The 25,151-nt window shown below is 67.6% G+C and carries 22 protein-coding genes, 1 other RNA gene and 1 pseudogene; 17 read left to right on the top strand and 7 right to left on the bottom strand.

The window, feature by feature from the left end; all coding sequences use genetic code 11:
* Positions 1-53: 53 nt before the first annotated feature.
* From frmR to fghA, 4 genes are all read left to right on the top strand, one after another.
* Positions 54-329, top strand: a complete 276-nt coding sequence (frmR, locus tag EO139_RS10885; RefSeq protein ID WP_016902624.1) for a formaldehyde-responsive transcriptional repressor FrmR — start codon at positions 54-56, stop codon at positions 327-329.
* Positions 330-392: 63 nt separating this feature from the next.
* Positions 393-1,502, top strand: a complete 1,110-nt coding sequence (locus EO139_RS10880; RefSeq protein ID WP_104585998.1) for an S-(hydroxymethyl)glutathione dehydrogenase/class III alcohol dehydrogenase — start codon at positions 393-395, stop codon at positions 1,500-1,502.
* Positions 1,503-1,570: 68 nt separating this feature from the next.
* A complete protein-coding gene (gene gfa / locus EO139_RS10875) occupies positions 1,571-2,146 on the top strand; it encodes an S-(hydroxymethyl)glutathione synthase (protein ID WP_104586020.1) in 576 nt (191 codons plus the stop codon).
* Between the two features lie 58 nt (positions 2,147-2,204).
* The gene (fghA, locus tag EO139_RS10870) at positions 2,205-3,035 is read left to right on the top strand and encodes an S-formylglutathione hydrolase (RefSeq protein ID WP_126970572.1); all 831 of its coding nucleotides are present in this window, start codon (positions 2,205-2,207) and stop codon (positions 3,033-3,035) included.
* 579 nt (positions 3,036-3,614) lie between these two features.
* Here the strand turns inward: fghA and EO139_RS10860 are convergent.
* The gene (locus EO139_RS10860; protein ID WP_126970568.1) at positions 3,615-5,024 is read right to left on the bottom strand and encodes a PLP-dependent aminotransferase family protein; all 1,410 of its coding nucleotides are present in this window, start codon (positions 5,022-5,024) and stop codon (positions 3,615-3,617) included.
* 82 nt (positions 5,025-5,106) lie between these two features.
* Here EO139_RS10860 and EO139_RS10855 point away from each other — a divergent pair, with 82 nt between their 5' ends.
* On the top strand, positions 5,107-5,400 hold the full coding sequence (locus EO139_RS10855; protein ID WP_241235949.1) for a PhzF family phenazine biosynthesis protein: 294 nt from the start codon (positions 5,107-5,109) through the stop codon (positions 5,398-5,400).
* Positions 5,397-6,323 carry a DMT family transporter gene (locus EO139_RS10850; RefSeq protein WP_126970564.1) on the top strand — a complete coding sequence of 309 codons (927 nt, stop codon included), beginning with the start codon at positions 5,397-5,399 and terminating at the stop codon, positions 6,321-6,323. The genes EO139_RS10855 and EO139_RS10850 overlap by 4 nt, the downstream gene beginning before the upstream one ends.
* A 39-nt stretch (positions 6,324-6,362) precedes the next feature.
* On the opposite strand, the gene EO139_RS10845 is transcribed toward EO139_RS10850, so the two are convergent.
* A complete protein-coding gene (locus tag EO139_RS10845; RefSeq protein ID WP_161960113.1) occupies positions 6,363-6,701 on the bottom strand; it encodes a hypothetical protein in 339 nt (112 codons plus the stop codon).
* A 1,261-nt stretch (positions 6,702-7,962) separates the two neighbouring features.
* Here EO139_RS10845 and EO139_RS10835 point away from each other — a divergent pair.
* From EO139_RS10835 to EO139_RS10810, 6 genes are read left to right on the top strand one after another with little or no spacing between them, the layout of a single operon-like run.
* The gene (locus EO139_RS10835) at positions 7,963-8,055 is read left to right on the top strand and encodes a potassium-transporting ATPase subunit F (RefSeq protein WP_006452907.1); all 93 of its coding nucleotides are present in this window, start codon (positions 7,963-7,965) and stop codon (positions 8,053-8,055) included.
* 15 nt (positions 8,056-8,070) lie between these two features.
* Complete coding sequence (kdpA, locus tag EO139_RS10830; RefSeq protein WP_126970562.1) at positions 8,071-9,885, top strand: potassium-transporting ATPase subunit KdpA; 1,815 nt, start codon at positions 8,071-8,073, stop codon at positions 9,883-9,885.
* Between the two features lie 11 nt (positions 9,886-9,896).
* The gene (gene kdpB, locus EO139_RS10825) at positions 9,897-11,945 is read left to right on the top strand and encodes a potassium-transporting ATPase subunit KdpB (protein ID WP_126970560.1); all 2,049 of its coding nucleotides are present in this window, start codon (positions 9,897-9,899) and stop codon (positions 11,943-11,945) included.
* A 3-nt stretch (positions 11,946-11,948) separates the two neighbouring features.
* Entirely contained in the window at positions 11,949-12,602 is a 654-nt protein-coding gene (gene kdpC, locus EO139_RS10820; protein ID WP_126970558.1) for a potassium-transporting ATPase subunit KdpC, read from the top strand.
* Between the two features lie 55 nt (positions 12,603-12,657).
* Positions 12,658-15,318 carry a sensor histidine kinase KdpD gene (locus EO139_RS10815; RefSeq protein ID WP_126970556.1) on the top strand — a complete coding sequence of 887 codons (2,661 nt, stop codon included), beginning with the start codon at positions 12,658-12,660 and terminating at the stop codon, positions 15,316-15,318.
* The gene (locus EO139_RS10810) at positions 15,308-16,024 is read left to right on the top strand and encodes a response regulator transcription factor (RefSeq protein WP_104584534.1); all 717 of its coding nucleotides are present in this window, start codon (positions 15,308-15,310) and stop codon (positions 16,022-16,024) included. Before EO139_RS10815 ends, EO139_RS10810 begins: the two co-directional genes overlap by 11 nt.
* Before the next feature lie 10 nt (positions 16,025-16,034).
* On the opposite strand, the gene EO139_RS10805 is transcribed toward EO139_RS10810, so the two are convergent.
* The 4 genes and pseudogenes from EO139_RS10805 to EO139_RS10795 form a co-directional block, all read right to left on the bottom strand.
* Complete coding sequence (locus EO139_RS10805) at positions 16,035-17,429, bottom strand: FAD-linked oxidase C-terminal domain-containing protein (RefSeq protein ID WP_206515141.1); 1,395 nt, start codon at positions 17,427-17,429, stop codon at positions 16,035-16,037.
* Positions 17,426-17,963, bottom strand: a pseudogene (locus EO139_RS21575) (metal-dependent hydrolase). The gene EO139_RS10805 and the pseudogene EO139_RS21575 overlap by 4 nt, the downstream one beginning before the upstream one ends.
* A gap of 16 nt (positions 17,964-17,979) precedes the next feature.
* Complete coding sequence (locus EO139_RS10800) at positions 17,980-18,348, bottom strand: YraN family protein (protein WP_104584541.1); 369 nt, start codon at positions 18,346-18,348, stop codon at positions 17,980-17,982.
* 4 nt (positions 18,349-18,352) lie between these two features.
* Positions 18,353-20,083 carry a penicillin-binding protein activator gene (locus EO139_RS10795; protein WP_104584544.1) on the bottom strand — a complete coding sequence of 577 codons (1,731 nt, stop codon included), beginning with the start codon at positions 20,081-20,083 and terminating at the stop codon, positions 18,353-18,355.
* 82 nt (positions 20,084-20,165) lie between these two features.
* On the opposite strand from EO139_RS10795, the gene rsmI reads away from it, so the two are divergent.
* Positions 20,166-20,987, top strand: coding sequence for a 16S rRNA (cytidine(1402)-2'-O)-methyltransferase (gene rsmI, locus EO139_RS10790; protein WP_104649691.1), 822 nt, complete (start codon positions 20,166-20,168; stop codon positions 20,985-20,987).
* Between the two features lie 163 nt (positions 20,988-21,150).
* Positions 21,151-21,577: RNase P RNA component class A (gene rnpB, locus EO139_RS10785), an RNA gene on the top strand.
* A gap of 665 nt (positions 21,578-22,242) precedes the next feature.
* Here the strand turns inward: rnpB and EO139_RS10780 are convergent.
* Positions 22,243-22,998: an NRDE family protein gene (locus EO139_RS10780; protein ID WP_126970552.1), complete on the bottom strand. Its 756-nt coding sequence runs from the start codon at positions 22,996-22,998 to the stop codon at positions 22,243-22,245.
* Between the two features lie 314 nt (positions 22,999-23,312).
* Here EO139_RS10780 and mraZ point away from each other — a divergent pair, with 314 nt between their 5' ends.
* The 3 genes from mraZ to ftsL are packed head-to-tail and all read left to right on the top strand — an operon-like array spanning position 23,313 to position 25,101.
* The gene (gene mraZ, locus EO139_RS10775; RefSeq protein ID WP_016903087.1) at positions 23,313-23,768 is read left to right on the top strand and encodes a division/cell wall cluster transcriptional repressor MraZ; all 456 of its coding nucleotides are present in this window, start codon (positions 23,313-23,315) and stop codon (positions 23,766-23,768) included.
* Between the two features lie 14 nt (positions 23,769-23,782).
* On the top strand, positions 23,783-24,841 hold the full coding sequence (rsmH, locus tag EO139_RS10770; RefSeq protein WP_164739816.1) for a 16S rRNA (cytosine(1402)-N(4))-methyltransferase RsmH: 1,059 nt from the start codon (positions 23,783-23,785) through the stop codon (positions 24,839-24,841).
* Entirely contained in the window at positions 24,838-25,101 is a 264-nt protein-coding gene (gene ftsL, locus EO139_RS10765) for a cell division protein FtsL (RefSeq protein ID WP_005991913.1), read from the top strand. The genes rsmH and ftsL overlap by 4 nt, the downstream gene beginning before the upstream one ends.
* Positions 25,102-25,151: the final 50 nt, after the last annotated feature.

Raw genomic sequence — 25,151 nt, 5'->3', positions numbered from 1 at the left:
GCTTTTTTTGAGCGGATCCATATACTACCCCCCAGTATTTGACCGGGGGCGCCATGCCGCATTCGCCACAGGAGAAAAAGCGGGCGCTTGCGCGCGTGCGACGCCTGCGCGGGCAATGCGACGCGCTTGAGCGCGCGCTGGAGGCGGGCGCAGACTGTGCCCCTGTCCTGCAGCAGATCGCCGCGATCCGGGGTGCCGTCAATGGACTGATGTCGCAGGTGCTCGAAGCGCATATCCGCGAAGACTTCGGCCACGCCGCCGCTTCCGATGCGCAGCGTGCCGAGCGGGTGCAGGAATTGCTCGGGCTGGTCCGGTCCTACCTCAAATGAACTCCCACCGGGCCGGCGCATGCCGTGCCCGTCCTTGAATCTCATCGTCAGGAGCGCCATCACATGAAATCCCGTGCAGCAGTTGCATTCGGACCCGGCAAGCCGCTGGAAATCGTCGAGATCGACGTCGCACCGCCGAAGGCCGGCGAAGTGCTGGTCCGCATCACCCACACCGGTGTGTGCCACACCGATGCATTCACCCTGTCTGGCGATGACCCGGAAGGCATCTTCCCGTCCGTGCTGGGCCATGAAGGCGGCGGCATTGTCGAGCAAGTGGGCGAGGGCGTGACCAGCGTCAAGGTGGGCGATCACGTGATCCCGCTGTACACCGCCGAATGCCGCAAGTGCAAGTTCTGCCTGTCCGGCAAGACCAACCTCTGCCAGGCGGTGCGCGCCACCCAGGGCAAGGGCCTGATGCCCGACGGCACCACGCGCTTCTCCTATAACGGCGAGCCGATCTACCACTACATGGGCTGCAGCACCTTCAGCGAGTACACCGTGGTGCCGGAGATTTCGCTGGCCGTGGTGAACCCGGACGCGCCGCTGGAAAAGGTCTGCCTGCTCGGTTGCGGCGTCACCACCGGCATCGGTGCGGTGCACAACACCGCAAAGGTCAAGCCGGGCGAAAGCGTGGCGGTGTTCGGCCTGGGCGGCATCGGTCTGGCGGTGATCCAGGGCGCGGTGCAGGCCAAGGCCGGGCGCATCCTGGCCATCGACACCAACCCGGGCAAGTTCGACCTGGCGCGCAGCATGGGCGCCACCGACTGCATCAACCCCAAGGACTACGACAAGCCGATCCAGGAGGTCATCGTCGAGTTGACCGATGGCGGCGTGGACTTCAGCTTCGAGTGCATCGGCAACGTCAATGTGATGCGGTCGGCGCTGGAGTGCTGCCACAAGGGCTGGGGCGAGAGCGTCATCATCGGCGTGGCCGGTGCAGGCCAGGAAATCAGCACCCGTCCGTTCCAGCTGGTGACCGGCCGCGTGTGGCGCGGCTCGGCCTTCGGCGGTGTCAAGGGACGGACCCAATTGCCGGGCATGGTGGAGCAGTCGATGACGGGCGAGATCGATCTCGACCCGTTCATCACCCACACCATGCCGCTGGAAGAGATCAACGAGGCCTTCCACCTGATGCACGAAGGCAAGTCGATCCGCACCGTGATTCATTTCTGACCGTACGGCCAGAATCGGCGCGCGGCCGCTTCCGCGCACGTGGTACCCGATACTCCGGGAGGGGCATGATGACCAGCGTCTCGATTCATCCTTCGGTAGACAGTGGTGTAGCGCGTGGAGGTGCGGAAAGTTTTCAGGGCGGAACCCTTGCGTGCCACTGCGCCAGCGACAAGGTGACCGTGGACGTGGCTGCGCAGACCGCGCACAACCACGCCTGCGGCTGCAGTAAATGCTGGAAGCCGGAAGGCGCGACATTTTCGGTGATTGCAGTGGTGCCGCGCGACAAGGTCACGGTGACCGCGCATGCGGAAAAGCTCAAGGTCGTCGACGAAACTGCGGCGATCCAGCGGCATGCATGCACCGGCTGCGGTGTGCATATGTTCGGTCGCATCGAAGACAAGGAACACGCGTTTTACGGTCTGGACTTCATCCATACCGAGTTGTCGCAGCAGTCGGGCTGGTCGCCGCCGGGCTTTGCGGCGTTCGTGTCCTCCATCATCGAAACCGGCACGCCGCCGGCTGCCATGGACGGCGTGCGCGCCCGTCTCAACGAGCTCGGGCTGACCCCGTACGACTGCCTGTCGCCGGGATTGATGGATGCACTGGCTGCCAACGTGGCACGCAAGAAGGGCCTGCTGCACTGATCGCCCCACCCCGCGGCCGGCACGCATGCCGGCCGCAGGTTCTTATCGAAGGAATCTCATGGAACGTATCGAACACCATGCCTGCTTCGGCGGCTGGCAAGATGTCTATCGGCATCAATCGCAGAGCTTGAACTGCAGCATGCAGGTGGGCATCTATCTGCCGCCGCAGGCCGCCGATGGCCCGCTACCGGTGCTGTACTGGCTCAGCGGCCTGACCTGCACCGAACAGAACTTCATCAGCAAGGCCGGCGCGCAGCGGTACGCGGCCGAGCATGGCGTGATCCTGGTCGCCCCCGACACCAGCCCGCGTGGCGACGATGTGGCCGACGCGGACGGCTACGACATCGGCAAGGGCGCCGGCTTCTACGTCGATGCCACCGAGCAACCGTGGGCGGCGCATTACCGCATGTACGACTATGTGGTGAACGAATTGCCGGCATTGATCGAAGCGCACGTTGCCACCACCGGTGCGCGCGCGATCAGCGGCCACTCGATGGGCGGCCACGGCGCCCTGACCATCGCATTGAAGAATCCGGGCCGCTATCGCAGCGTGTCGGCGTTCTCGCCGATCGTCGCGCCCAGCCTGGTGCCATGGGGCGAGAAAGCGTTTGGCCAGTATCTGGGGCCGGACCGCGCAGCGTGGAAGGCGTACGACGCCACTGCGTTGATCGCACAGGCACAGGAGCGCCTGCCGTTGTTGATCGACCAGGGCGATGGCGATGAATTTCTCGAGAACCAGCTGAAAACATCACTGTTCGAAGAGGCCGCTAAGGCCGCCGGTTATCCGGTCACGGTGCGGCTGCAGCCCGGTTACGACCACAGCTATTACTTCATCGCCAGTTTCATCGGCGAGCATATTGCGCACCACGCTGCGGCGTTGCGTGGTTGATCGTTTTGGGCAAGCGGGTGGTGCTGCGTGCCATGAGACGGCGCATGGCGGTGGTGCGCATCGCGTTGCGTTGCTGCGCTGCCGTATTGCGCGCGCCGTGGCATGAGTAAGGTGTCGAGCTGAACTCCCTTCCCCCCCGAGAGAAGGAGCCCCGCAGGGGCTGATGAGGGGAGGGCCGACGCCCGGCGAAGGGGAGGCCAGCTGGTAAAACGGCTGACGTGCGGCCTGGCTCCCTTCTCCCCTCGGGAGAAGGTGCCCCGCAGGGGCGGATGAGGGTACGGGCTCACTGGCGGATGAGGGACGGGCGACGCCCGGTGGAGCGGGTAGCTGGCCTTGTAGAGCAGCCGATCTGCGCGTGGCTGCGGGGCCCTTGCCCGCCCACCTCGCCTCGCGGGACACGCCGCAAGTACGTCCGTGTAGGCTCTTACGCGGCATCCATGCCGCGTAAGGTCCCGCAACGGTGGGCGGGCAAGGACCAGCCAGGATGGTCGCTGTGCATGGTGCAAGCAGGGCATGACGGCGTTGCCTGGATGACCGCGTCCAGCCAGCGCGCAAGTTGATGCGAACCACCAGGAACGGCTAACGCGCCACCTGCGCCGCAAGCCTGCCCAGTCGCCGCATCGCGCGCTCCAGCGTATCGCTCCACGGCTGGCCACAGGTCAGGCGCAGGTGATCTGCGTAGTCGCCACGGCTGGAGTACAGATGGCCGGGCGAGGTGCCGATGCGCTCTGCCAGCGCGGCTTCGAACAGGGCTTGCCCGCTGCCGGCGTCGGGCAATTGCAGCCATAGCGATAATCCGCCGGCCGGCTCGCCCACGCGTGTGTCCTGCGGCCAGTGCCGCACGATCGCATCGCGCAGCCGCTGCCCGTTGTCGGCCAGCGTGCGGCGCAGCTTGCGCAGGTGCCGTTCCAGATCGTGTTGCGCCAGATAATCGGCCAGTGCCAGTTGCGGCAGGCTGGCGCTGCCGACAGTGGAAAAGTACTTGGCGCGTACCAGGGCGTCGGTCCAGTCGCCACCGAGCAACCAGCCCACACGCAAGCCGGGTGACAGCACCTTGGAGAACGAGCCGCAGGTGATCACGTTGGCATGGGTGTCGAAGTGGCGCAGCGGGCGCGGGCGCTGGCCCGACCAATCCAGTTCGCCATAGATGTCGTCTTCGATCACCACCGTGCCATGGCGGGCGCAGCTGTCGAGCAATGCGCGCTTGGCGCTGTCGGGAGTGAGGCTGCCGTTTGGATTGTTGAAGTTGGGGATCAGCACTGCCGCACGCACCGGGGTGCGCTGCAGCAGCGCATCCACACGTGCGACATCGATACCCTGACCGGGGCGATTGGGTACCTCCAGCACCTTGAGGCGCAGCGCAGCCACCGCCTGCAGGATGCCGTGATAGGTGGGTGTTTCGACCAGCACCACATCGCCCGGTGCGGTGAGCGTGCGCAGCGCCAGGCTGATCGCTTCCATCGCGCCGGCGGTGATCACCACTTCGTCGGCATCGACGGTGGTTGCGCAGTGTGCATACCGCTGTGCGATCTGGCGGCGCAATGCGGCGTGGCCCTGCGGCGGTGCGTAATCCAACGCAGCCGTGCGCTGGCGACGCAACTGCCGCGCCAGGGCTGCGGCCAGGTGCGCGGTGGGCAACAGCGCAGGCGCGGGCGTGGCGGTGTGCAGCGGCACCAGGTCGGTACGCGCCAGGGTCTCGAGCACGCGCTGCAAGGCCGGGTTGTCGACCATGCCCGGTTTGCGCCGACGCGGGAGGAGCGCTGCGGCCGGCAATGCAGACGCCGTGCCGCGCACGAAGTAGCCCGAGCGCGGGCGCGCCTGCACGCGGCCTTCGCGTTCGAGTTGCAGGCAGGCCTGCACGGCGGTGGCGGTGCTGATGCCGTGGTTGGCGGCCAATTGCCGGATCGAGGGCAGGCGCTCGCCGGCACGCAGGGTGCCACCTTCTATCTGCTGCCGCAGCTGCGTGGCCAGCGATTCATACAGCAGCATCCGCGGGCGCCTCCCATCTGTATTGGTCGATTTGCAGCGTATCTGAATCTGTCATGGTCGTGTGGCACGTTGCAGACTGGGCGTGCCCGGTGAATACGCCAGGTACGTGTTCTCTTCTGTGAGGTTGGCCGTGCTGCTTGCTGCGTTTGCTGTTGCCCGCTATTTCTGCCCTTCCGATGGCGTTGGCGAGGGGCCGCTCACCCAATCGATCGATGCTGCGCATGCACCACGCTGGGCACAGCGGCTGGTCAGCACGTGGCTCACTGCGCTGCAGGGCCTTGCGCGGGGCGGCCAACTGCAGTGCCGGGTCGTACCGCAGCACGTCTACGTGCGCGGCAGTGCCGTCCAGTATCTGCAGGGAACCATTACGCCATGAGCACGCCCGTGCCTGTGCAAGCGGTATCGGCCGGCGCTGGGCGACGTGCGATCTGGCAATTGCTGGTTGCCGAAGTGTTGATCGGATCGGTCGGCGTATTCGTGCACGAAAGCGGGCAGGATCCGGTGACGGCGGTGTTCTATCGCTGCCTGTTCGGCGCGCTGTTTCTCAGCGTGTGCGGGGTGATCGGTGGGCAGCTGCAAGGACTGTGGCGCGAGCGTGCGCTGTTGCGTGATGCCACCATCAGCGGCGTGCTGCTGGTGTTGAACTGGGTGGCATTGTTCGCGGGGATGGCGCGCTCGTCGATCGGCGTGGCGACCATGGTCTACCACGTGTTCCCGTTCGTGATGCTGCTCCTGGCCGCATTGTTGCAGGGCGAGCGCACGCGGCGTGCCGATCTGGGCTGGACGCTGCTGGCATTCGTCGGCGTGGCCTGCTCGGCAGATCCGGCACGCTTGTGGCAGGCGGCCGATCGTGGCTACCTGATCGGCATTGCGCTCACGCTGTTGGCAGCGTTGCTGTGCGGCGCCTCGTTGCTGATGTCGCGTCGCATCAGCCGTGAACGGCCGCTGGCGGTGGTGACCGTGCAGTGCTGGGTCGGCACGTTCCTGCTGGCCGGGTTTTCCAGCGGCGCGGCATTGCATCCGGGCCTGCATTGGCTGTGGCTGGTGGGCCTGGGCGTGATCCACAGCGGCATCGTCTATGTGCTGTTCTATTCGTCCTATCGCCATCTGCATGTGGCCACGATCGCGGTGCTGGCGTTCGTGTATCCGCTGGTGACGCTATTGCTGGACTATCTGCTCTACGGCCACGCATTGGTGCCGGTGCAGTGGTTGGGCCTGGCGCTGATCGTGGTTGGCACGCTGGCGGTGAATCTGAAATGGCGCTGGCCGCGGCGGGTGGCACACAGTGCACCGACCTGAGCGAAATGCCGCCGCGCTGTACGCACGGCGGCAATAGAGTCAACGCACGTCGCGCAGTTCCCAGTGGTGTCCGGCCAGGGCCTGCATGCGCTGCTTGAGCAGGTCGCCGGGGATGCTGGTGGTGGCGACCAGGTCGATCCGCAGGTCGCCCTGCTTGCCGGTCACCGTCGCCGAGGGATCGGTGACGCCCAGGCTGGGGTCCACCGCATCCGGGTCGGCCTGCAGCAGGCGCCAGCGATCGAACCAGGCCGGATCACGCAAGGCGGCCTGCAACTGTTCGGCAAAGGCCTCGGCACCATGGGCGGTGAAGCTCACGCTCGCATCGCCGCCACGGGCGAGCTTGGGGTCGGGCAGGCTGATCGAGTAGCTGACAGGCATGTGCAAGGACTCTGATGGATGACGCCGGCACGTTAGTGCAGCGGCAGTGAGCGTTCCGTCGACAGGCCGCACACGTGGGAGCCTCCAGGTACGCAGTTACGGCCTGCTCCGCCAGTAGCTAGGACGCCGTGCCCTCGGCGCTGTGGGTTTGCTGCAGGGCCCTTGCCCGCCCACCATCGCGCGACACGCCGCAAGTACGTCCATGTAGGCTCTTACACGGCATCCATGCCGTGTAAGGTCCCGCGACGGTGGGCGGGCAAGGACCAGTCCAGATAGTCGGTGTGCATGGCTAAGAGCAGTGCTGGATGAGCCTTGTTCCACCATGAAGCATCGGCTCCAGGTCTGATGCACACCGCACGAGAGACAGCTTTTCAGATGAGCGCCGAGCAACTGCCTAGTGCGGTGTCCTTGCCGGTTGCGGGACCGTGTGGCGGCATGGATGCCGCCACCGAGCCCCCAGGGATGGGTTTACGGCGTGTCCCGCAAGCGGTGAGGGCGCCGCGCCCTCGATGCTGCGAGTTTGCTGCGGGGCCCTTGCCCGCCCACCATCGCAGGACACGCCGCAAGTACGTCCATGTAGGCTCTTACGCGGCATCCATGCCGCGTAAGGTCCCGCGACGGTGGGCGGGCAAAGACCTATCGAGTTGGTCGGTGTGCATGGAAGAGCAGTGCTGGATGCGCCTTGTTCGATCATTGAAGCATCGGCTACAGGTCTGATGCACACCGCATGAGAGACAGCTTTTTTAGATGAGCGCCGACCACTTGTCTGGTGCGGTGTCCTTGCCGGTTGCGGGACCGTGTGGCGGCTCTGATGCACACCGCATGACACACAGCTTTTCAGATGAGCGCCGCGCCCTCGACCGGCAGAGCGTTGCTACAGCTTCATAACGCCCCGACTCAAAAGCTGGTCGTCCTGAGCTGGCGCCGGAGGGTGTGGACGAACTAGAAGTCGTGGTTGCCTGGAACGGCTGCATGGTCGGGATACCCGACTGCACACCGTCGCTGCGCAGCATTTATGCGGAATTTACGCGAGGGCTGTCGCAGGTCCATAGCGACTTTACGTAGCCGGGGAAGACACTGCGCAGGTTGGCGGAGCGGTTCCGCCCTGGACGATTCCGATGCATCCCTTGACCTGTCTGCTCCATCGCCGCTGCGCGCGCGGTGCGGCAGCGCTTTGCCTCGTCGGCCCGCAGATGCTGCATGCGCCGCCGCACACCGTCTCCACCGCGCCGCGTTGCGCGCGTCTCGGGGAGTAGCCGACATGCCTGCCTGGTTGTCCCTGTTGTGCGGCGTGGCCGTGCTCGTTGCCGCTGCGTACCTGTTGTACGTGGTCCTGCGCCCCGAAGACTTCTGATGCGAGTGCGCTCCAATGATTGAAACTCTCCTTGTCTATGCGCTGGCCATCGTGCTGGCCTGGCCGCTTGGCCGCTATCTGGCGGCGGTGATGCGCGGCGCCCCGATGCGTGGCGATGCGCTGTTCGGTTGGATCGAACGGCCGCTGTATGCACTGCTCGGCACCCGCCCGCAGCAGGGCATGTCGTGGCGCGGCTATGCGGTGGCGTTTTTGCTCAGCAACCTGGTTGTCGGCCTGCTCACCTGGGCAGTGTTCATGACCCAGGCGTGGCTGCCGTTCAACCCGGACGCCGTCCCGAACATGCGCTGGGATACCGCGTTGCACACCATGGTGTCGTTCGTCACCAACACCAACCAGCAGCATTACTCGGGCCAGGCGCAGTTGTCGTATCTGGCGCAGATGACCGGCATCGTCGGCCTGCAGGTGGTGACGCCGATGATGGGCCTGGCGTTGGCAGTGGCGACCTTGCGTGCATTGTTCGGTGGGCGAGGTGCCGCAACGGTGTCCGATGCCTCGCTGCTGCCTCCTGCGACAGCGGGCGCCAAGTCACTGGCGGCTGGGCCGGACGAGCAGGAGATGGGCATGCCGCGCCAGGGACGGCAGCCGTCGGGTTCCGGCGTGGAGGACCTGCCGGACGCGGATGTCGGCAATTATTGGGCCGATGTGATCCGCGCCAGCGTGCGCGTCCTGCTGCCGTTGTGCCTGCTGTGGACGGTACTGCTTGGCTGGCAGGGCGTGCCCTCCACGTTGCAGGGTGCGGCCACTGCCGCACCGCTGGACAGCAGTGCCGGCATGCCCAAGCAGACCATACCGGTCGGGCCGGTTGCGGCGATGGTCGCGGTCAAGCAGCTCGGCACCAATGGCGGCGGCTGGTACGGCCCCAACAGTTCGGTGGCGCTGGAAAATCCCACGCCGCTGAGCAATCTGCTGGAGACGCTGGCGCTGGTGCTGTTGCCGATGAGCGTGGTGTTCATGGTCGGCTACCTGACCGGGCGCAAACGTCTCACCGCCCTGGTATTGGGCACCATGCTGACGATGTCGGCCGCGTCCACCGCGCTGTTGCTGTGGTCCGAAGCGCATTCGGCCAGCGCCAGCTCGCCTGCCCTGATGGAAGGCAAGGAGGTGCGCATCGGCGCGGATGCGTCCGCGTTATGGGCGGCGTTGACCACGCAGACCTCCAACGGCTCGGTCAACGCGATGCACGATTCGCTGGCGCCGTTGAGCGGCCTGGTCACGCTGGTGGACATGCTGATCAACGCGATCTGGGGCGGCGTCGGCTGCGGTTTGCAGCAGTTCGTGGTGTATCTGCTGCTGAGCGTGTTTCTGGCCGGTTTGATGACCGGGCGCACGCCGGAGCTGTTCGGCCGCAAGATCGAAGCGCGCGAGGTGCAGCTGCTTGCGCTGCTGATCCTGCTGCAGCCGTTGGTGGTGCTGGGCTTCACCGCGGTGGCACTGGCGGTGCCTGCATGGACGGCCAATTCCAATCCCGGCTTCCACGCGATCAGCCAGGTGTTCTACGAGTACACCTCGGCCTTTGCCAACAATGGCTCCGGTTTCGAGGGGCTGGGTGATGCCACGTACTGGTGGAACCTGAGTTGCTCGGTGGTGTTGGCACTGGGGCGCTATCCGGCATTGATCCTGCCGCTGATGGTGGCCGCGCGCATGGCCGTGAAGCGGCGTGCGCCCGAGTCGGCCGGCAGCCTGCAGGTCGAAACACCGACCTTTGCGCTGACCCTGATGGCGATCGTGCTGGTGCTCACCGTGCTGCAGTTCATGCCGGCACTGGTGCTGGGTCCTATCGCTGAACACCTCGCCCTGGCGGCGTCCTGAGAGTTTGAGCAATGTCTACGATCGATACGACTGAAAAACGCGAGCGCGGTGACGCAGCGTTGTTCGATGCCGCCGTGCTGGTGGCGGCGATACGCGCAGCCTTCCGCAAGTTGGCGCCGCGGCATCTGCTGCGCAGCCCGGTGATGGCGGTGGTGATGGGCGGCACGGTGCTGGCGGCGGTGATCACCGCCAGCGGGCATGGCAATGCCGGGTTCGGCTGGGCGGTGACGGCGATCCTGTTCGTGACCGTGCTGTTCGGCAACTTTGCCGAGGCCATCGCCGAAGCGCGCGGGCGTGGGCAGGCCGCATCGCTGCGCCGTGCGCGCAAGGATCTGGTCGCGCGCCGGGTGGAAACCGCACTCGGTGGCCGCGAGACCCGCGTGCCGGCGGCCGAGCTGCGCCCGGGCGACTACGTGATGGTGTCCGAAGGCGAGTTCGTCCCGGCCGATGGCGAAATCGTGCGCGGTGTTGCAACGATCAACGAAGCGGCGGTGACCGGCGAATCGGCACCGGTGCTGCGCGAGGCCGGCACCGATCGCAGTGGCGTGATCGGCGGCACGCGCGTGCTTTCCGACGAGATCGTGTTCAAGGTCACCGCCGAACCGGGGCAGAGTTTTCTCGATCGCATGATCGCCCTGGTGGAAGGCGCCAACCGGCAGAAGACGCCGAACGAAATCGCGCTCACCTTGTTGCTGGCGGCGATGACGCTGACCTTCCTGATCGTGGTTGCCTCGTTGCCGGCAATTGCCGGTTTCGTCGGGGTCACGCTGGATCCGCTGTTGTTGATCGCGCTGCTGGTATGCCTGATTCCAACCACCATCGGCGGGCTGTTGCCGGCCATCGGCATCGCCGGCATGAACCGCGCGCTGTCGGCCAATGTGCTGGCCAAATCCGGCAAGGCGGTGGAAGTGGCCGGCGACGTGGACGTGCTGTTGCTCGACAAGACCGGCACCATCACCTACGGCGACCGCCAGGCTACCGCGTTCCATCCGCTGGCCGGTATCGACCGTGCGCAACTGCGCGATGCGGCGATGCTCGCCTCGCTGGCCGACCCGACGCCGGAAGGCAAGTCCATCGTCAAGCTGGCGCGCCAGCAGGGTGCCGTGGCTGTCGAGCCGGAGGGCGCGCATTTCATCGCCTTCACCGCGCAGACGCGCATGTCCGGCGTGGATGTGGCCGGGCGCAGCATCCGCAAGGGCGCTGGCGATTCGATCATGGCGTATGTGCAGGGCATGGGCGCGACGGTGTCGCCGGAATTGCAGGGACGTATCGAAGAGGTCGCACGCGGCGGCGCCACACCGCTGGTGGTGGCCGAAGGCCGGCATGTGCTGGGCGTGGTCGAGCTGAGCGACGTGGTCAAGCAAGGCATCAAGGAGAAGTTCGCGCAGCTGCGTGCGATGGGCATCAAAACGGTGATGATCACCGGCGACAACCCGCTCACCGCCGCCGCGATTGCCGCCGAAGCCGGCGTGGACGACTACATCGCCCAGGCGCGGCCGGAAGACAAGCTGGCCCGCATCCGCGCCGAGCAGGCCGGCGGGCGGCTGGTGGCGATGGTGGGCGACGGCACCAACGATGCGCCGGCGCTGGCCCAGGCCGATGTGGGCCTGGCGATGAACTCAGGCACGCAGGCCGCCAAGGAGGCCGGCAACATGGTGGATTTGGATTCGGATCCGGCCAAGCTGCTGGCGGTGGTCGAAGTGGGCAAGCAGCAGCTGATCACGCGCGGTGCGCTGACCACGTTCTCGCTGGCCAACGACGTGTCCAAGTATTTCGCGATCCTGCCGGCATTGTTTGCCGCGGCGATTCCGTCGATGGCCGCGCTCAACGTGATGCAGCTGTCCAACCCGCGGCATGCGGTGCTGGCCGCCTTGATCTTCAATGCGTTGATCATCCCGGCATTGATCCCGCTGGCCTTGCGCGGCGTGCGCTTTCGTCCGTCCAGCGCCACGGCCCTGTTGCGCCGGAACATGCTGATGTACGGCGTGGGCGGCGTGTTGCTGCCGTTTGCCGCCATCAAGTTGATCGACCTGGCGCTTGTCGCCACTCTTGGGAACTGAGCCATGACGATTTCTTCGAAAACCGGTACACCCGCTTCGCTGCCGTTGCGCGACGACGGCGCCCTGCGCGGGGCAGTGATGCTGGCGCTGTTCATTCTGCTGGGCCTGGGCCTGAGCTATTCGCTGGTCGCCACCGGCATCACTGGCGCGCTGTTCCCGGTGCAGGCGCACGGCTCGCTGCTGCGCGATGACGCGCGGGTGGTCGGCTCGGCCCTGGTGGCCCAGCCGTTTGCCGATGCGCGCTACTTCCAGCCACGCCCCTCGGCCGCCAAGTACGACCCGACCGCGGCGGCCGGCAGCAACCAGGCGCGTTCCAATCCAGACCTGCAGACCCGCATCGCCGCCACGCGCGCCGAGGTGGCGGCACGCGACGGCATCGCGCCGGAGGCAGTTCCCGGCGAATTGCTGACCCAGTCCGGCAGTGGCCTGGACCCGCACCTGAGCCCGGCCGCGGTGCAGGTGCAACTGCGCCGCGTCGCCACCGCGCGCGGCTGGCCGGAGCAACGCGTCGCCGCGCTGGTCCAGGCCGCCACCGAATCGTCACAGTTCGGCCTGCTCGGGCAGCCGCGGGTGAATGTGCTGGCGCTGAACCTGGCGCTGGATCGCGCCGGGAATGGGGAGTCGGGAATCGGGAATGGGATGAAGCAAAAGCACTAGGATCAGCGGGCAGCTGTAGGCTTTGCGATTCCCCATTCCCTATTCCCCATTCCCGATGATCGACGCCCGCACCCAACAAGCCGACGCGCTGATCGGCGAACTGCAGCGCGAACATGGCGGGCGTCTGACCGTTTTTCTGGGCGCCGCGCCGGGCGTGGGCAAGACCTACGCCATGTTGTCGCGCGCGCGCGAGCGCCTGCGCCAGGGCATGGATGTGGTGGCCGGAGTGGTGGAAACGCACGGCCGCAGCGAGACCGCCGCACTGCTGGATGGCCTGCCGTTGCTGGCGCGTACCCGCATCAGCTACCAGGGCCGGCAGCTGGAAGAGCTCGACCTGGACGCCTTGCTCGCGCGCAGGCCCAAGCTGGCCCTGATCGACGAGCTGGCCCACCGCAACGTGCCGGGCAGCCGGCACGAGCGGCGCTGGCAGGACATCGTGGAACTGCTCGATGCCGGCATCGATGTCTACACCACGGTCAACATCCAGCATCTGGAAAGCCTCAACGACATCGTGCTGCGCATCACCGGGGTACGCGTGTCCGAGACCGTGCCCGATGCGGTGTTCGATCGCCTGCGCGACATCGTGCTGGTGGATCTGCCGCCACGCGAACTGATCGAACGCCTGCAGCAGGGCAAGGTGTATCTGCCCGAACAGGCGACCCAGGCCCTGCAGGCGTTCTTCTCGCCCTCCAACCTCACCGCCCTGCGCGAGCTGGCGATGCAGACCGCGGCCGACCGCGTCGACAGCGATCTGCGCGACACCCAGGCCGCGCGCGGCCTGCCCGGCACCGCCGCCTTGCGTCGCCGCGTGGTGGTGGCCATCGATGGGCGTGGCGGCTCGGATTATCTGGTGCGGGTGGCGCGGCGGCTGTCCGAGCGGCGCGATGCGCCGTGGACGGTGGTCACCGTGCAGACGCGCACCGTGGCCGATGCTGCCTGGCAGCTGGAGATCGACCGCGCGTTCGCACTGACACGTCGCCTGGGCGGCGATACCGCGCTGCTGCATGGCGCCAACGTCGCGCAGGCATTGCTGGATTTCGCTGCGCAAAACGGCGTGTCCACGCTGGTGCTGGGGCGCACGCGCGAGCGTCCGCTGGCGCGCATGTTCAACCGCACGCTGACCCAGCAACTGCTGCAGCGTGGCGCGCATTACGAGCTGGTCATCGTCAGCTCCGCCGATGCACGTGCACGCGCACGCCAGCGTTGGCGCAATCCGCGCCAGTGGCTGCAGCGCTACGACCTGGCGTTCGCGGCGATCGCCGCCGCTGCAGCGGTCGCGGTGGCGTGGGTGATCCAGCGCTGGACCGACATCGACGACCTGTCGATGGTGTTCATCGTCGCGGTGGTGCTGGTGGCCTCGCGCACGCGCATGGCCGCGGCGGTGATCGCCGCGCTGCTGAGTTTTGTCGCCTACAACTTCTTCTTCATCGAACCGCGCTTCACCCTGCACATCAGCGCGCGCCAGGGCGTGGTGACGGTATGCCTGTTCCTGATCGCCGCGCTGGTCGCCGGCCGCCTGGCCTCGCGCCTGCGCAGCCAGGTGCTGGCCCTGCGCGCCGCCAACGCGCATGCCAATGCACTGCAGGCGCTGGCCCGCGAGCTCAGCACCGCCGCCGACCTGGGGCAGGTGCTGGAAGCCGGCCGCCGTGCGCTGGCCACTGCACTGGATGCCGAGGCCTGGTTGCGGCTGGAGCAACGCGAAAGCGATGCGCCGGCCAGCTTCGGCGCACTCGATCGCAGCGCGGCGGAGTGGACCCAGCGCCACGGGCAGCCGGCCGGCCACTTCACCGATACGCTGGCCGGCGCGCAGTGGTGGTGCCTGCCGGTGCGGCACGAACGTGGCAGCCTGGGCGTGGCCGCGTTGCGCTTTCGTCAGAGCGTGCAGCGGCCCGGCCTGGAGCAACGTCGGCTGGCCGAAGCGATGGTGGAGGACATCGGCCAGGCAGCGCTGCGCACGCGCCTGGTCGCCGATCTGGAGGGCGCGCGCGTCAGTGGCGAAACCGAGCGCCTGCGCTCGGCATTGCTGTCCTCGGTCTCGCACGATCTGCGCTCGCCGCTGGCCTCGATGATCGGCTCGGCCAGCAGCCTGGCCAGCTACGGCGATGCGATGGACGCACAGGACCGCCACAGCCTGCTGGACACCATCCAGCTGGAAGGCGAGCGGCTGGATCGCTACATCCAGAACCTGCTCGACATGACCCGGCTCGGCCATACCGGGCTGACCTTGAAGCGTGACTGGATCGGCGTGGACGAGTTGATCGGCTCGGCCACGCGGCGGCTGCAGCGCTACCAGCCGGCAGTACGGCTGCAACTGGAGCTGGCCGCCGACCTGCCGGCGATCTGGGTGCACCCGGCACTGGTGGAACAGGCGATCTTCAACGTGCTGGAGAATGCGGCGAAATTTTCGCCAGCCGGCGTGGCCGTCACCGTGCAGGCGCGGCTGCAGGCCGGCGCCCTGCAGATCGATATCGGCGACCAGGGCCCCGGCATTCCCGAGGACGAGCGCGCGCGCATTTTCGACATGTTCTACAGCGTGGAGCGTGGCGACCGCGGCCGCCACGGTACCGGGCTGGGCCTGACCATCTGCCAGGGCATGATCGGCGCGCATGGCGGCAGCGTGGAGGCGCTGGCCGGCGCCGATGGTCACGGCACCACGATCCGCATTACGCTGCCGTTGCTCGTTCCCGCCGCGCCACCTCGCCCCGATGCCGACTGACCCCACTGCCATCCCGCCTGCCCGCGTGCTGATCGTCGACGACGAGCCGCAGATCCGCCGCTTTCTTGACATCAGCCTGCGCGCACAGGGGTATCGCGTGCTGCAGGCCGGCACCGCCGAGGAAGGCCTGGCCATGCTGGCCGGGCAGGGCGCCGAACTGGTGGTGCTGGACATCGGCCTGCCCGATCGCGACGGCCACGAGGTGCTGCGCGAAATCCGCCAGTGGTCCAGCGTGCCGGTGATCATGCTCACCGTGCGCGCCGGCGAAACCGAAAAGGTCGCCGCGCTCGATGCCGGCGCCAACGACTACGTCACCAAGCCGTTCGGCGTGCAGGAACTCATGGCGCGCATCCGCGCGTTGCTGCGCCAGGCCGGCGCCGGCAGCACGGTGGAGGAGAGCGTGTTCGACGACGGCCGCCTGCACATCCACCTGGGCCTGCGCGAGGTCACCCTCGATGGCGAAGCGGTGCCCTTGAGTCGCAAGGAATACGCCCTGCTCGCACTGCTGTTCAAGCACGCCGGCCGCGTGGTCACCCAGCCGCAGCTGCTGCGCGAGGTGTGGGGCCCCACCCATGAAGACGACACCCATTACCTGCGTATCCTGGTCGGCAAGCTGCGCCAGAAGCTGCACGACGATGCCGCCGCCCCGCATTACATCGTCACCGAACCGGGCGTGGGTTTGCGTTTCATCGGGGTGACGCGCTGAGGCGGCAGCGTCACTCGAGCGGTGGCAACACCTTGCCCGGATTCAGGATCCCGTCCGGATCCAGCGCGGCCTTGATCGCACGCATCGCCGCCAGCGTCGGTGCGCTGAAGGCCTGGGCCATGAAATCGCGCTTGGCCACGCCGATGCCGTGCTCGCCGGAGAGCGTGCCTTCCAGCGCCAGCACCAGCGCAAACAGGCGCGGCAATGCGGCATGGGCGCGTGCGTCTTCGTCGGCATCGGCCGGGTCGTACATGATGTTGACGTGCAGGTTGCCATTGCCGGCATGCCCGAAAGCCACAATCGGCAGCGCGAATTCCGCAGCCAATGCCTCCACGCCGGCCACCAGGTCGGGGATGCGCGAGACCGGCACCACCACGTCTTCGTTGATCTTGCCGGGCTTGATCGTGCGCAGCGCCGGCGACAGTGCGCGGCGTGCCGCCCACAGCTTGTCGCGCGCGCTGCCATCGGCGGCCACGTCCAGGCTCACCACGCCCTCGCCCTCGCCCTCGGCCGCAGCGTGCAAGGCCTGCAGTGCGTAGGGCAGGGTGTCGTGATCGCCATCGGCTTCGATCAGCAGCATCGCGCCGGCCTCGGGGACATCGCTGCCGTTGCGGCGCAATAGCGCAATCGCACTGGCATCCATGAATTCCAGCATCGTCGGCGTGGTCGGTTGCGCCATGATGCGCGACACCGCTGCCGCGGCGCTGGCCGCGTCGCGATACAGCGCGCGCAAACCGGCTTGTGCGATCGCACGTGGTGTCAGCTTCAAGGTCGCCTCGACGATGATCGCCAGGGTGCCTTCGCTGCCGACCAGCAGATGCGTCAGGTCGTAACCGGTGGAATTCTTCGTGTATGCACCGCCGCAGCGGATCACCTCGCCGGTGCCGGTCACAGCGACCAGGCCGAGCACGTTGTCGCGGGTGGCGCCATATTTCACCGCGCGCGGGCCGCCGGCATTGGTGGCCAGGTTGCCGCCGACGCTGCAGATGTCCGCGCTGGACGGATCCGGTGGCCAGAACAGGCCGTGCGGCTGCAGGGCCTGCTGCAGTTCGCCGTTGAGCAGGCCCGGTTGCACCACGGCGCAGCGGTCTTCCGGGCGCAATGCCACGATGCGATTCATGCGCGCCATCGACACCACCACGCCGCCGAAAAACGGCACTGCCGCACCGGTGGTGCCGGTGCCCGCGCCACGCGCCACGATGGGCACGCCATGGGCGCGACAGGCCTGCACGATCGCCACCACCTCCTCGGTATCGCGCGGCAGGGCGACGGCGGCGGGCAAGGCCCAGCGGCGCGAATCGTCTTCGCCATGGCGGCGCCGCGCGTCGGCGCCGGTCAGCCAGCCATCGGGGCCAAGCCGCGCGGCCAGCAAGTCGGCCAGGGCAGTGGGAAGCACATCGGTCATGACAGGTGATCCTGTGGTGCCGCGCTGGATACATCTCCATCCCAGCGCGGCGGCGGTGAGCGGCAGCCAGACCCAGCGCAGCTCGGAGAGCAGCGTGGCCAGGCCGCGCGCATTGAAGAAACCATTGACGAAGGGCGACACGCGGATCGGCCGCCACGGCGCGAACCAGCGTGCCTCGCTCCATGGCCAGGCCAGCGCAACACCCAATCCGCCGGAGGTCATCGCATCCAGCAGCGGATGCGATGCGGCGCAGACGCACAAGAACGTTGCTGCCTGCAGCGCGTCCGCACGCAACAGGCGATGCGCAACACCGCCCAGCAGCGCAATCAGCACGGCGAACAGCAACGAGTGGCTGGCGCCGCGATGGCCGAACGCATCGGCGTACGGAACATGCAACGCGAACGCCAGCACATCGGCATCCGGCAACATCGCCGCGACGATGCCGGCAGCGAGCAGGCGTGGCGAGAGGCGGCCGCGTTCACTGGCGCACCAGAGCGCCAACGGCACGGCGGCGTGGGTGATGATGGTGGGCATCGCGCGTGGGTCGTTGTCAGCAGTCGTCGGCGCGGAAGGCGTCGCGGATCCAGTTCAGCACCGGCGGCTCGCCGCTGGCTTCCACCACATCGAAGCGGCACGGCAGTGTCGCCAGTGCCGGGTGATAGGCAAGGAACAATTGCGCGGCCAGCACCAGCTTGCGGCGCTTGCGCGCATCCACCGATGCCGCGCCACCGCCGAAGCGGTTGTCGCGGCGATAACGCACCTCCACGAACACCAGCGCCTGCCCGTCGCGCATCACCAGATCCAGTTCGCCGCCGCGGTAGCTGGCATTGCCCACCACCAGCCGCAGCCCGGCCTGCTCCAGCAGCGCGCGGGCGGCCGCTTCCACCGCCGCACCCCGTTGCTGACGCGCCGCCGGCATGGTGTCAGCGGCCGTCGGCGATCGGCACCGGGCGGCCACCGTTGAAGGTGGACCAGGCCGGGGTGCGCAGCACATTGCCGAAGCCGTCCAGATGCAGGGTGCCGGTGGCGCCGCGCAGGCCGCCATCGGTGCCGGTGGCGAGCTTTTCCAGATACGCGCTGATCTTCCAGGCGTCGTAGCCGAACGCGAACAGGCGCGCACCCGGTCCGCGTGCGCTGGGCAACGTGCTGGCGACCTGGGTGGAGGCCGGCAGCCCGGACACGCCCAGCGCGGTCCAGGTCTCGCTCGGGTAGACGATGCCGTCCAGGGCCAGGTCGTCTTCGACCTTGCCGGTGCCGGCCACCAGCTGCGAGGTGCCCACGCGCGACTTGCCGGCGAACCCGCTCAAGGCCAGTTGCGGCGCCAGCGCGCGCGCGGTGTTGCCACGCACTGCCAGGAACACCGCATCGGCGGTGCCGTAGTTGCGCAGCTGCGCACCGATGTCGCCCGGCACCTCGGCCACGCTGATGCTGCCGGCGATGGTGCCGCCGCGTTCGCTGAAGCGGTCGCGGAAGGCCTTGATGGTGCGCTTGCCGTTGTCGTCGCTGGTGCCGACGATCAGCACGTTGCGACGTTCGCGCGAGAGCAGGTATTCGGCGGCCATGATGCCGTCGTCTTCCGGCGCCAGCGAGAAGCCGGCGCTGCCGCTGGGCGGTGCCTTGTTGTCGGTGGGGCGGTTGAGTGCCAGCACCGGCACCGCCAGCTGGCCGCGTGCGAACACGGCGCTGACTTCGTCGCGCCCCAGCGGGCCGACCACGTAATCCACCCCGGCGCTCACTGCCTTGTCGTAGGCGGCATTGGCGCCGGCGGCAGTGCCGGCGGTGTCGAAGAAGCGCAGTTCCGGGCGGCGGCGGGTTTCGGCGTAGTAGCCGGCCAGCAGACCGTCGCGCACCGGCGCCGAGGCGGTGGCCAGGTTGCCGCTGAGCGGCAGCAGCACGCCCAGCTTGATCGGCGGGCGATAGCCATCGCGTTCGGCCGGCGGGCGCTTGCTGGTGTCAAAGCCCCATTGCGCGTCGCGGTCGAACGCGCGCGGCAGCGCCAGGCCGCGGCTGATCAGGGCGCGGCCGGCGAAGTTGTACAGCGGATCGCCCGCCGGCAGCGCCGCGGTGCGGCCCTTCAGCGTGGCGTCGTCGAGTGCGGCCAGCAGGCGCACGATCGCGCGCTGGTTCTCGCTGCGCGGGGTGCCGGTCAGGCTGGCATCGGCGCGTGCGCGGTCGGCGGCGGCGCCGAACAGGTCGCCGGTGCCTTCCAATGCGGCGGCGCGTGCCAGCAGCCAGCGGGTCTGCAGCGGCTGGGGCAGGCCTTGCGGGCTGTCGCCCAGGGCCTGCAGCGCCTGCGCGGCCTGCTTGTCGATCACCGCCAGCTCGCCGGTCAGCAGCGCGAAGCGGGCGCGGTCTTCGCCGCCGAGATGCCGCGCGGTGACCTGCGCCAGCAGCGTGCGCGCACGTGCGTCATCGCCGGCGTCATGCCAGCCGAACGCGGACGCGGCCAGCAGGCGGCTGCGCTGCGCACCGCTGGCGCCGGCGGCCTCGGCTTCCAGCTGCTGCGCCGCCTCGCGCGGCTTGCCCTGGTCCAGCAACGCCAGCGCCGCGCTCTGGGTCGGCGAGGCGGTCTGGGTGACGCTGCTGGTGGCGCAACCGGCGGCCAGCATCACCATCAGCGACAGGGCGGAGATCCTTGCAACACGCTTGTTCATTTCAGATCCATTGGACGGGGCCCGCCGGGGCGGACCGTTAAAAACGCTACGATTCTACCCTTTGCCCTACGGAATACCGTCGATGACCTCCCCTGGAACCCTGCACGTGGTCGCCACGCCGATCGGCAACCTGGCCGACCTGTCGCCGCGTGCGCAGGAGGTGCTGCGTGGCGTGGCCGCGATCTGCGCCGAAGACACCCGCCACACCCGCCAGCTGCTCGGCCACTTCGGCATCGACCGCCCGCTGCTGGCCCTGCACGACCACAACGAAGACGCCATGTCCGAGCGCATCGTCGCGCGCCTGCGCGAGGGCGAGTCGCTGGCCATCGTCAGCGATGCCGGCACCCCGCTGGTCAGCGATCCTGGCTTCAAGCTGGTGCGCGCCGCCCGCGCGGCCGGGATCCGGGTCAGCCCGGTTCCCGGCGCCTGCGCGGCGATCGCCGCGCTCAGCGTGGCCGGCCTGCCCAGCGACCGCTTCGGCTTCGAGGGCTTCTTGCCGGCCAAGAGCGCCGCACGTCGCGAGCGCCTGGCGCACCTGGCCGGCGAGACCCGCACCCTGGTGTTCTACGAGTCCTCGCACCGCATCGTCGAATCGCTGGCCGACCTGCGCCTGGCCTTCGGCGACGAGCGCCCGGCGGTGATCGCCCGCGAGCTGACCAAGCTGTTCGAAACCGTGCTCGACGGCACCCTGGCGCAGTTGCAGGCCAAGGTCGAAGCTGACGACAACCAGCGCAAGGGCGAGTTCGTGGTGATGGTGCAGGGCGCCGCCGATGCTGCCGAAGGCCTGCTGGCCGAAGGCCGCCGCGTCTACGCCAAGCTTGCCGAGCACCTGCCGCCGTCCACGGCCGCCAAGTTGGCCGCCGAACTGACTGGTGCGCCGCGCAAGGCCTTGTATGGCGGCTAGGTGTGCTGTTGCAGGAGCGGGTTTACGTGCATTGGGATTTTTCTCGGTAAGGCCTTTCGCGCCCGGGTGCGCTCCTACGGGCAATTGCGGGCCTGCCGGCAACGGCGGGGGGAAGTCGCGGCGCCGTTGTGCACGGTGGCGATAGCGTATAGTGCGCCCCGGCGGAGTCGGCCAGACAGTCGCGTCACTCGCAAGAGTGCCGAGGAAAGTCCGGGCTCCATAGGGCAAGGTGCCAGGTAACGCCTGGGCGGCGCGAGCCGACGGAAAGTGCAACAGAAAGATACCGCCTACGTCCCTCGTCACCCCTCTGCCGCCACTGACGCGTGTCGGCGATGCGCAGCATCGCCAAGTGCGTTTAGAGGCTGCAGAGGGGTGGCGAGGGGCCGGTAAGGGTGAAATGGTGCGGTAAGAGCGCACCGCGAGTCCGGTAACGGACCGGCACGGCAAACCCCACCTGGAGCAAGACCAAATAGGGATCCATTGGCGTGGCCCGCGCTGGATCCGGGTAGGTTGCTTGAGCGCTGCGGTGACGTAGCGCCTAGACGAATGACTGTCCACGACAGAACCCGGCTTACCGGCCGGCTCCGCCACCTTCGTTCGGGCGTTCGCCCTTCTCGAAGGTGCCCACGCTTCATACCGCCGTTGGCGGTACAAACCGCGGGCCCCGCTCCGGGCATGCCACACCCCTGCGGCTGTCGCCGCGCCCCCTTGACTCAAGGGGGCTTGCACTCGGGGGCACTGCTGGAGCGTCGGGTCGTCTGCCATCGATGGAACTGCTGTCGATGGAATTGCTTGGTAATGACTGCTGCTTTGTTCTCCCGGCTTGCGGAGGGAACGGGCGGGTCCAGACCTTTTTTGCCTTCCACCGCCTGCGGGGGAGGGTGCCCGAAGGGCGGATGGGGGCAGCGCGGGAATGCGTGGCGGATCCCACCCTCATCCGGCGCTGGGCGCCCCCTTCTCCCGCGAGCGGGAGAAGGAGAGCGAAGCGGTCTGCTTCCTCCCGGCTTGCGGGAAGGGGAAGAGCGGTCCCGGAGATCTCTGCCTTCCACCGCTTGCGGGGGAAGGTGCCCGAAGGGCGGATGGGGGCGCCGTGGGGACGGGGTGCCCATTCCCTCATCCGGCGCTGCGCGCCCCCTTCTCCCGCAGGAGGGAGAAGGGGGCTGGGCGATCTGCATTTGCCCGGCCTACGGGAGCGATGCGTGGGCCAGGCCCTTTGTTTCTCGCCTCATCGTCCCGCCACGCTGTTCCGGTGTCTCTAAATCTCCAGCCGGGTCTCGCCCTGGAAGATGCCGTTCGGGCCGAAGCGCCGTTCGTGGATGAAGCCGTTGGCATGGTGGTCCACCGCGACGATGGTGCTGGCGCGGGTGCCGTAGCTGGCGCCGCTGATGAAGGTGGCCGACAGCAGGCGTTCGGTGGGCAGGTCCACGCCGGTGTGGGGCAGGGCGTGGTCCGGCGCGATGGCGGGGTTGCCCAGGGCGGTCCACAGCGGTTGCAGGTCGTCGCTGCCTGCGGCGCACCAGTCGTGCAAGGCCGCGGTCAATGCAGCGGTCTTGGGCCAGTGCGCGTCCAGCGGGCCGTTGGACATGCCGTGGATGCCAGGCGCCAGCGTACGTGCCAGGGGCGGGTGATTGCTGAGGTGTTCGCAGCGCTCGGCGTCGCACACCACCAGATTGAACGGCGGGAACTCGTGCGCGGCGGCCGCCAGGTCGCCGGCGTAGACGGCCGCGCCCAGGCTGCCGGCCAGGTAATCGGCAATCAGCTGACCGCGCGAGCGGCCGGACGCGCTGGCGAGCGGGTCGCGCACGTTGGTCACCACCGCGGCGCGGCCGTCACTGCCCAGGCCCACCCAGCTGCCGCCCGAGCGCAGGTCGCGGCCCGCCAGCACCCCGTCGGCGGGTGCTGGCCAGCGCGCCAGCGCAGCGGTCGGGCGCTCGTGGAATTCATCGCGGTTGCCCGCCAGCAGCAGGCGCCAGCGCGGGTGGGTTTTCCAGGCAAGAGCGACCAGGCACATGCCGCCGATTGTCGCCTGTTTGCGCATTGACCATGTGCAGCTGGCGCAGTGTGAAGTGAGACTGCGGTCGGGTTTACATGGCCTTCACGCCCCTGAATTTTTGTTCAATCTCAAAATCTGAGATGAAACAGCAACTTGTGGATAACCTTTGAACAAGTCTCTAAAGAGTGCCGCAACTCATTGATGCGACTGGCGATTTGTGGCCCTCAAAGTTGTTGACAACCTTTGACGCGCTGCTAAGGTGGGCAACGGAGGGAAAACCAGGTGTTTTGTGGTTTTTCGTGGTTCAATGATCCCCCAGCGGGTATTCGAGGTTGTATTCGGTGTTTCAGGGCGAGACTGCCATCACGGTGGACGACAAGGGGCGTATGGCGGTGCCAACCGCGTACCGCGACCTGGTCACGCGCGTGAGCGGCAATCGCCTGGTGCTCACCTACAACCCGTTCGAAGCCGGCTGCCTGTGGCTGTATGCGGAAAAGGAGTGGGAGCGGGTGCGTGACGATGTGATGTCCAAGCCCAACACCCAGCGCGTGGTCCGCACGCTGCAGCAGAAACTGGTGGGTTCTTCCGCAGTGCTGGAGCTGGACGCCAATGGCCGTCTGAGCATCCCGGCCAGCCACCGCAACGCGGTCGGCATCGAGAAGAAGGCCGTGCTGCTGGGCATGGGCGACAAATTCGAACTCTGGAGCGAGCAGGCACATCGCGCACTGATCCAGCAGACATTGTCTGACGGGGATCTGGGCGATGAATTGCTCGATCTCAGGTTGTGAGCCGGGGTGCCCGGATGCGCGGTGAAGCGCAGCCCGGTCACCCGGTGTCGCAGCCGCCGGCGGCCCACGTGCCGGTGCTGTACACGCAGGTTCTGGACGGCCTGCAGGTGATCGAAAACGGAACTTATCTCGATGGCACGTTCGGACGTGGCGGACACGCCCGTGGCGTGCTGCAACACCTTGGCCCGGGAGGTCGACTGCTGGTGATGGACAAGGACCCCGACGCGATCGCCGTGGCCGAACAGTCGTTCGGTGGCGATGCGCGCGTGTCCATCCATCGCGGTAGCTTTGCCGGTCTTGGCCAGGTGGTCGCTGCGGCAACCGTCGACGGCATCCTGCTGGATCTGGGCGTGTCCTCGCCGCAGCTGGATGTGGCCGGGCGCGGTTTCAGTTTCGGCAAGGACGGCCCGCTGGACATGCGCATGGACCCGGATGCCGGCCAGAGCGCGGCCGAGTGGCTGGCGCAGGCCAGCGAGCGCGACATCGCCGACGTGCTGTGGACCTATGGCGAAGAGCGCCAGAGCCGCCGCATCGCGCGCGCCATCGTGGCGCGCCGCGCCGAACAGCCGCTGCTGCGCACCGCGCAGCTGGCCGAGCTGATCGCCTCGGTGATGCCGCGCGGCGACAGCAAGACCCATCCGGCCACGCGCAGCTTTCAGGCGATCCGCATCTATATCAACCGCGAGCTGGACGACCTGGAAGCCGGCCTGGATGCCGCCCTGGGCGCGCTCAAGCCCGGCGGCCGCCTGGCGGTGATCAGCTTCCACTCGCTGGAAGACCGCATCGTCAAGCAGTTCATGGCCCGCTACGCCAAGGCGCCGCCGAGCAACCGCCGCCTGCCCGAAGCCCAGCCTTTCGTGCCGACGCTGCAGCTGATCAGCGGCGCCATCAAGGCCGACGACGCCGAACTGAGCGTGAACCCGCGCGCCCGTAGCGCGGTGTTGCGGGTGGCCGAAAAGCTGGGAATGGGAAATGGGGAATCGGGAATGGGCAAAGGCAACAGCGGCGCTGCTTCCCGATTCCCGAATCCCGATTCCCGATTCCCGGCGTCTTCGAACGGAGACGCCGCATGAGCCGCCTGCTGCTCATCGTGCTGCTGGCCTGCAGCATCGCCTCGGCGATCGGTGTGGTGTACATGCGCCACATGCATCGCAAGCTGTTCGTGCAGTTGTCCAAGCTCGAACATACGCGCGATGAATTGAATATCGAATTCGGCCGGCTGCAGCTGGAGCAGGCCACCTGGGCGGAAAGCAACCGCGTGGATCAGGTCGCGCGTGCGCGCATCGGGATGAAGTTCCCGGAGACCAACGACATCGTGGTGGTGCGCCCATGACGGTGCGGCAGGACAACCGTTTTGCACCGCGAAGCCGCCCGCAGGGTGGC

This window comes from Xanthomonas sp. BRIP62411, assembly GCF_003993525.1.
Classification (GTDB): domain Bacteria; phylum Pseudomonadota; class Gammaproteobacteria; order Xanthomonadales; family Xanthomonadaceae; genus Xanthomonas; species Xanthomonas euroxanthea.
The sequence above is the reverse complement of the archived record's forward strand: the minus strand, read 5'-3'. Positions and strand labels throughout refer to the sequence as shown.

What these genes read in the sequence shown, in the direction of transcription:
- frmR (WP_016902624.1), top strand. Translation starts at nt 54, where the DNA reads ATGCCGCATTCGCCACAGGAGAAAAAGCGGGCGCTTGCGCGCGTGCGA.
- EO139_RS10880 (WP_104585998.1), top strand. Translation starts at nt 393, where the DNA reads ATGAAATCCCGTGCAGCAGTTGCATTCGGACCCGGCAAGCCGCTGGAA.
- gfa (WP_104586020.1), top strand. Translation starts at nt 1,571, where the DNA reads ATGACCAGCGTCTCGATTCATCCTTCGGTAGACAGTGGTGTAGCGCGT.
- fghA (WP_126970572.1), top strand. Translation starts at nt 2,205, where the DNA reads ATGGAACGTATCGAACACCATGCCTGCTTCGGCGGCTGGCAAGATGTC.
- EO139_RS10860 (WP_126970568.1), bottom strand. Translation starts at nt 5,024, where the DNA reads ATGCTGCTGTATGAATCGCTGGCCACGCAGCTGCGGCAGCAGATAGAA.
- EO139_RS10850 (WP_126970564.1), top strand. Translation starts at nt 5,397, where the DNA reads ATGAGCACGCCCGTGCCTGTGCAAGCGGTATCGGCCGGCGCTGGGCGA.
- EO139_RS10845 (WP_161960113.1), bottom strand. Translation starts at nt 6,701, where the DNA reads ATGCCTGTCAGCTACTCGATCAGCCTGCCCGACCCCAAGCTCGCCCGT.
- EO139_RS10835 (WP_006452907.1), top strand. Translation starts at nt 7,963, where the DNA reads ATGCCTGCCTGGTTGTCCCTGTTGTGCGGCGTGGCCGTGCTCGTTGCC.
- kdpA (WP_126970562.1), top strand. Translation starts at nt 8,071, where the DNA reads ATGATTGAAACTCTCCTTGTCTATGCGCTGGCCATCGTGCTGGCCTGG.
- kdpB (WP_126970560.1), top strand. Translation starts at nt 9,897, where the DNA reads ATGTCTACGATCGATACGACTGAAAAACGCGAGCGCGGTGACGCAGCG.
- kdpC (WP_126970558.1), top strand. Translation starts at nt 11,949, where the DNA reads ATGACGATTTCTTCGAAAACCGGTACACCCGCTTCGCTGCCGTTGCGC.
- EO139_RS10815 (WP_126970556.1), top strand. Translation starts at nt 12,658, where the DNA reads ATGATCGACGCCCGCACCCAACAAGCCGACGCGCTGATCGGCGAACTG.
- EO139_RS10810 (WP_104584534.1), top strand. Translation starts at nt 15,308, where the DNA reads ATGCCGACTGACCCCACTGCCATCCCGCCTGCCCGCGTGCTGATCGTC.
- EO139_RS10805 (WP_206515141.1), bottom strand. Translation starts at nt 17,429, where the DNA reads ATGACCGATGTGCTTCCCACTGCCCTGGCCGACTTGCTGGCCGCGCGG.
- EO139_RS10800 (WP_104584541.1), bottom strand. Translation starts at nt 18,348, where the DNA reads ATGCCGGCGGCGCGTCAGCAACGGGGTGCGGCGGTGGAAGCGGCCGCC.
- EO139_RS10795 (WP_104584544.1), bottom strand. Translation starts at nt 20,083, where the DNA reads ATGAACAAGCGTGTTGCAAGGATCTCCGCCCTGTCGCTGATGGTGATG.
- rsmI (WP_104649691.1), top strand. Translation starts at nt 20,166, where the DNA reads ATGACCTCCCCTGGAACCCTGCACGTGGTCGCCACGCCGATCGGCAAC.
- EO139_RS10780 (WP_126970552.1), bottom strand. Translation starts at nt 22,998, where the DNA reads ATGTGCCTGGTCGCTCTTGCCTGGAAAACCCACCCGCGCTGGCGCCTG.
- rsmH (WP_164739816.1), top strand. Translation starts at nt 23,783, where the DNA reads ATGCGCGGTGAAGCGCAGCCCGGTCACCCGGTGTCGCAGCCGCCGGCG.
- ftsL (WP_005991913.1), top strand. Translation starts at nt 24,838, where the DNA reads ATGAGCCGCCTGCTGCTCATCGTGCTGCTGGCCTGCAGCATCGCCTCG.